Below are 6327 nucleotides of genomic sequence, written 5' to 3'. Positions count from 1 at the left end.
TTATTAATCATTGGCAGTTTGGAAATTCTCAGACTATTAAAATCTGATTAATATTATAAATTAATTGATTGTAATAGAATGGACGAATTACATCATTTCTAAAGTACAGGTTATATCTGTGGGATATTTAAGAGATTAGGGAGGGAAATCTGTGTTATCTGCATTAAAGGTAGTGCCAATCGAACAAATATTTTTACATGAAGAATATGAAGTAAAGAGATTAAAATCAATTTGTAAAAAAATTAAAGATGAGCAAAAATTAAAGAATCCACCTATTGCTTTTCAAATAAGTAAAGACAAGTATTTAATACTTGATGGTGCACATAGAACATCGTCTCTACAAGCCTTAAATTGCAAAAGAATGGTTGTTCAAGAAGTGGAATCAGAATTGATATCTATTGATTCGTGGGCGCACTATATTCCAAATGACAGAAATTTCATTGCAGATTTTAAAAAAAATACTAATTTATATTGGAGCGACGTTCCTATTCAGGAACATAATTATTTAGCAATCGTTACAATTGATGGGAATAATCATTATGTTTATTCCAAGCTTATGAATCAATTAGATTTGTTTTCAATGGTAGAGACATGGAAACAAATTGTAAATGCATATACAGATAAATATCAATTTCAACGTATTTCTAATAATGAGTTAAAAGAAGATGGAATTGTTATTCGTTATCCATCTTTAAGTTTAAAACAAATCGCTCAAGTTGTTGATGAAGGTATTTTACTTCCTGCTGGTGTTACGAAGTTTACAATAAATTGTGGACGTTTTTTAAATTTAAATGTACCTTTAAGCTTCATAATCCGTGAGGACTATGTAGAAGAAGATTGGCAAGAGATGCTAAAACTATGGAGAGAGTCCATTAGATTATATACGGATCCAATTTATTTATGTGAAATTTAAATAAGTATTAATTAGTTTTTAAAAACTTAATGTTCTTAATTTTGGAGGTATACAGAAAATGGTGTATAGAGAAAGAATTAATGATAATCGAAAAGTATATTTGAATGGTGAATTAGTTAAAGATGTATCAAAACATTCAGCGTTTTCAGGTGCAATTCATTGTGTGGAACAGTATTATAGTTTGCAAAATAAAAAACCAGAAGAGCATAGTTTTGTAGATAAGGATGGTCAACGATGCTCAATTAGTTTGCTAATTCCGAGAAGCATAAAAGATTTAGAACGAAAAAGAAAGGCTTACAAAGAAATAGCTGATATCTCTTATGGGATGCTTGGTAGAACACCAGACTTTATTAATGCAGCAGTAGCTACACTATCAGCTCATGCTAGCTTTTTTGGAAGAGGTGAATATGCAAATTATACTCAAAATGCAGAAGAATATTATAAACATGTAAAAACAAATAATTTATTTATAGCACATGGATCAATTAATCCACAGATTGACCGTTCAAAAGCTTTAGGTGCACAAGAACATGATTTTGCAGGTGTACATGTGGTGAGTTATGATGCATCAGGAATTGTGGTTAAAGGTGCAAAAATGATTGTTACATTAGCTCCAATTGCAGATGAACTCCTAATTTTTAATATGCCGGGCCTTAAGGCAGGAGATGAAGATTATGCTGTAGCATTTACTCTACCTGTGAATTCTCCTGGTTTAAAAGTAATATGCAGAAAACCTTTGGTGAAAGAAGGCTATGATAAGTTTGATCATCCATTAACAAATCAATTTGATGAAATAGATGCTTATTTATTATTAGATGAAGTATTTATTCCTTGGGATAGAGTTCTAATATTTAGAGATGTAGAAAAATCTAATCAGTTTTATGATAAGACTTTTGCAAGGCACCATACAGGGCATCAAGGAATTGTAAGAGGACTGGCAAAAGCTGAGCTTTTAACTGGCATTGCTATTAAGCTAGCTGAAATGCTAAAACTGAATCAATTTATAAACATTCAAGAAAAATTAGGAGAGTTAACATCCTATGTAGAGTTGTTAAAGGCAAGTATCGTGCTAAGTGAACAAGATGCATATGTGAGTAATGAGGGAGTAATAACACCAAGTATTAATGCAATCCAAGCAATTAGATATAATTTTCCAAAAATGTATGAAAAAATGGTGAAATGCATTCAATCGCTAGCTGCTGGTTCTATGCTTGCGACACCTCATCATGAAGACTTTTTCAATGAAAATGGAGATTACTTAATGACCGCTCTTTCAACAGGTGAATTCGATGCAAAAGAAAGAACAATGCTACTTAACTTAGCATGGGATGCTTCAGGAGATGCTTTCGGACAACGTCAATTAGTATATGAGTACTATCATGCTGGTGACCCAATGCGTATAGCTGCTGGTCATTATTTATCATATGAAAAAGGCAAAATGTACAATATGGTGGAAAGGATATTGAAAAGTGAAACTGATAAAGTGTGCATGTCTCGTTAAAAAAGAAAACAATAAATTATTATTAGTAAGAGTACGAGATAATAAACATTGGTATCTACCAGGTGGAAAAATTGAACAAGACGAGAAGGCCAGTGAAACGTTAAAAAGAGAGCTACTTGAGGAGTTAAATATTAAATTAATTCCAGAGAGTATTCAATATTTATATACGGTCACAGGACCAGCTTATAACGAAGAAGCAGTAGTTGATCTTGTATGTTTTTCCGCGGATTGGGAAGGGGAAATTCAACCTAAGGCAGAGATTAGTGAAGTAAGTTGGATTGAATATAAAGATAAAAATTTATTAGCTCCTGCCGTGTTAGAACTAATAAAGAACTGGGATTGACTATGGATATTGAGGTGAACAATTACATTGATTTATAATATAGAACGTTTAGTTAATAAGATGAAACAAAATGGGTTAGATGCAATTATTGCTTCTACAAAAGAAAATATTCGTTATTTTACAGGATTTCAGCCGGTTGTAAAGACATTAAATCCATATTTTGGACAATGTTATTCAGTTATTACAATAGATAATCCTGAAATTGTCCATATTGTACATTCTATTGGGGAAATTGATCAAGTATTAGATGCACGAGTGCAGATAGGAAAAATATATACTTATGGGGTTTTTTATAGAGAACATCAAAATAATGTTCTTCTTTCTGAAGAAGAAGAGCGTCTGAAACTATTATCCAATGTCGATGCGAGCCATTCTAATGGGATAGAGGCGCTTATTGCCCTTTTAAAAGATATAGACATTGAACATTGTAACATAGGTATAGATGAGGATGGAATGCAATCATATCATATCGATGCTATTAGTAATAATTTCAAAAAAAGTAATGTAGTTTCGGCATCTAATATTTTAAGGCATGTTAGATCAGTAAAAACAAATCATGAAGTTCAGGCATTGGCTAATTCAGCAAGATGTATAGAGAATGCAATTGAAGATGTAGCTACTAATTTATTTGAAGGTATAAGTGAATATGAAATAGCCAATATTTTTAATTGTTCTATTGCTAAAAAAGGAGCATTACCTGTTTTACCAATGATTAAAGTCGGAAGACATGCTGTTGGTGGTCAGCGTAGGCAAAGTAAGGATATTAAATTAATGCCAGGAGACTTAATTTGGTTTGACTGTGATATTGTGTGTGACGGATATTGGGCAGATATTGCGCGAGTCTTATCGTATAAGTATATTAGACCAGAGTATGATAAATTTAATGCACTTTATAAAGGACAATGTATAGCTATGCAAGAAATTCAACCTGGCATGAAGGGATCAGATGTTTTTGACTTAACGATGGATGCAGTGTATAAATCTGGTTTCAAAGAATACAGAAGACATCACGTAGGGCATGGTATAGGGTTGGAACCATATGAACTGCCTATACTTGCTCCAAATAATGAGGATGTAATTGAAGATGGAATGGTCTTATCTGTAGAAACACCATATTATGAGTTTGGATTAGGAGCATTGCACGTAGAGGATCCGGTTTTAATTTCTTCTAGTGGAAATAAAATTCTAACTAGTACTAAGGGGCATATCAAAATCGTGGAGTGATAAATGTATGATTTATGACAATATTACAGAATGCATAGGAAATACACCCGTTGTAGATTTTAAAAGTGACTTGGTACCTTATGGTAAAAAAATATATTTAAAACTAGATTACTTTAATCCCAATTTTAGTGTGAAAGATAGAACGGCTCTTGGATTAGTGAAAGCTGCTATGAAAAATGGGAAGATTCAAAAAGGTGATATTTTAATAGAATCCACTTCAGGAAATTTAGGTAAATCTTTGGCTATGTTGGGGGCCGTTTATGGATTTCAGGTAATCATTGTAGTGGATCCAAAGATTAGTTCTAGCCTATTAAAATGGTATAACGCATATGGTGCTAGGGTTGAAATGGTAAAAACTCCAGATGAAAATGGTGGTTTCCAAAAAGCGAGAATTCAACGTGTAAAAGAGCTCGTATTGCAATATCCTAATGCATATTGGACAAATCAATATGATAATCCTGATAATCCTAATTTTCATGCCGAGACTACCGGTAAAGAAATAGTCAATTTACCTATTGATTCTGTTGTAGGTGCAGTAAGTACAGGTGGACATTTGTGCGGAGTTGGCAAATTTATTAAGCAATTTAATCCTGAAATTAATGTTATTGCATGTGATGTACAAGGTTCTGCTGTATTCCAAAATCACTTTAATCCATATTTAATTAACGGAGTTGGGTTGAGCTGGAGAGGACAAAATACAAATTTAGAAGTTATAGATCAAGTTTGTATAGCAAGTGATCAAGAAGCGATTTCAACTTGTCGTATATTAGCTAAGAAGTATGGAATCATGATAGGCGGTTCTGGAGGATTATCAGTCGTCTCAGCGTTGGCATGGCTTAATAATAGTAATGCAAAGGCAGTTGTGGCCATTATTCCAGATACAGGAATAAATTATTTGGATCAGATTTATGATGATGTTTGGTTAGAGAAAAAAGGCATAATATTATTAGAAGAAGAACAACTTCAACAAAGAATAGATGCTAAGAAGTTTATGAAACCAAACAATTTAGAAAGTGTAACTTTAGTCTAGGAAGTGTAGATGTCAAGTTCGCAGTCTATATTAATTTTGCTGCTTTGGTATATAAATTATAAAAAGAAACAGAAACGAGATTCCAATTATCATAAATATATAAGTGTATCTTCTATTGATAAAAGGGGGTAAATAGTGAAATGAATACTAATAAGAATCAATTTATACAGTTCATTTTCGAGGAGGAAATTCTTAAATTTGGTAATTTTAAATTAAAATCAGGACGTAATAGTCCCTATTTCTTCAATTTTGGTTCATTTGATGATTCAGTTAAATTAGCTAAATTAGGAGAAGCCTATGCCTCTAGTATTATAGAAAATAACATCGAATTTGATGTTATTTTCGGCCCTGCATATAAAGGAATCCCAATCTCCCTATCTGCATCTATGGCTTTATTCTATAAACATGGCTTACGAGTTAATTATACGTTTAATCGTAAAGAGGCAAAAGACCATGGTGAAGGTGGAAATATTGTTGGGACATCTTTAAAAGGAAGAAAAGTACTTGCAGTAGACGATGTTATTACATCGGGCAGAACAATTAAAGAAACAAAAGAAATTATCGAGAGAGAAGGTGGAGAATTATCCGCATTTCTTGTTGCTCTTGATAGAGAAGAAAAAGCGTTGGATTCTCAACTGTCGGCCTTAGAAGAGGCATCAAAAAATTATGGTGTAGAAATATATGCAGTAGCTAAAATCTCTGATGTAATGAGTTATATGGAAAAAGAGCATGGTAAAACCTATGTTCATCTTTCTAAAATTCAAGATTATTTAAATTTATATGGATCAAAAAGCTTAACGACTCATTAATAGGTTCTGGTGCAAAAACGTTGAAGTATACGAAAATGGTCTATCAAACTTGGACATACTGATAGTACTACTCTATAAAAGGTACGTGATCAGTATGGAAAAGGAGAATATATTTAAGTGGAAACATTATCAACCGGACATCATCTTGTTAACTGTACGTTGGTACCTACGGTACAACTTAAGCTTTCGTGATTTGGTGGAAATGCTGGAGGAAAGTGGATTATCCATTGTTCACACAACGATTATGCGCTAGGTTCAATTAGAAGAGAAAGTATGATATCACCTTACATCAACAAATGACTCATGGAGAGTCTATGAAACCTATATTAAAGTAAAAGGGCAATGGACGTATTTATATCGTGCCGTTGATTCAGAAGGAAACACGATTGACTTTTATTTGAGCAAATCTAGAAATCATAAGGCTGCAAAGCGATTCTTCAAGAAAGCTTTGCGGTCTTTTCATGTCTCAAAACCTCGTATCATCACGGTTGATACTACGTCAAGATA

Annotated in this window: 6 protein-coding genes and 1 pseudogene; all 7 read left to right on the top strand. The window is 32.8% G+C overall.

Annotation, left to right across the window (positions count from 1 at the left end; all coding sequences use genetic code 11):
- Positions 1-151: 151 nt before the first annotated feature.
- Positions 152-913: a hypothetical protein gene (locus V7024_RS21650; protein ID WP_335523786.1), complete on the top strand. Its 762-nt coding sequence runs from the start codon at positions 152-154 to the stop codon at positions 911-913.
- A gap of 58 nt (positions 914-971) precedes the next feature.
- Positions 972-2414 (top strand): 4-hydroxyphenylacetate 3-hydroxylase family protein, encoded by a 1443-nt coding sequence (locus V7024_RS21645; RefSeq protein ID WP_335523784.1) that lies wholly within the window; start codon positions 972-974, stop codon positions 2412-2414.
- The gene (locus V7024_RS21640) at positions 2383-2757 is read left to right on the top strand and encodes an NUDIX hydrolase (RefSeq protein WP_335523782.1); all 375 of its coding nucleotides are present in this window, start codon (positions 2383-2385) and stop codon (positions 2755-2757) included. Before V7024_RS21645 ends, V7024_RS21640 begins: the two co-directional genes overlap by 32 nt.
- A gap of 27 nt (positions 2758-2784) precedes the next feature.
- The gene (locus V7024_RS21635; RefSeq protein WP_335523779.1) at positions 2785-3981 is read left to right on the top strand and encodes a M24 family metallopeptidase; all 1197 of its coding nucleotides are present in this window, start codon (positions 2785-2787) and stop codon (positions 3979-3981) included.
- 7 nt (positions 3982-3988) lie between these two features.
- Positions 3989-5011 carry a PLP-dependent cysteine synthase family protein gene (locus tag V7024_RS21630; RefSeq protein WP_335523777.1) on the top strand — a complete coding sequence of 341 codons (1023 nt, stop codon included), beginning with the start codon at positions 3989-3991 and terminating at the stop codon, positions 5009-5011.
- Between the two features lie 140 nt (positions 5012-5151).
- Positions 5152-5820: an orotate phosphoribosyltransferase gene (gene pyrE / locus V7024_RS21625; protein WP_335523774.1), complete on the top strand. Its 669-nt coding sequence runs from the start codon at positions 5152-5154 to the stop codon at positions 5818-5820.
- Between the two features lie 94 nt (positions 5821-5914).
- Positions 5915-6327 (top strand): annotated as a pseudogene (locus V7024_RS21620) (IS6 family transposase); the annotation flags it as partial.

Source organism: Bacillus sp. JJ864, from assembly GCF_036963045.1.
Taxonomy (GTDB): Bacteria; Bacillota; Bacilli; order Bacillales; family Bacillaceae_G; genus Bacillus_A; species Bacillus_A pseudomycoides_C.
This window is presented reverse-complemented; position numbering and strand designations above follow the sequence as displayed.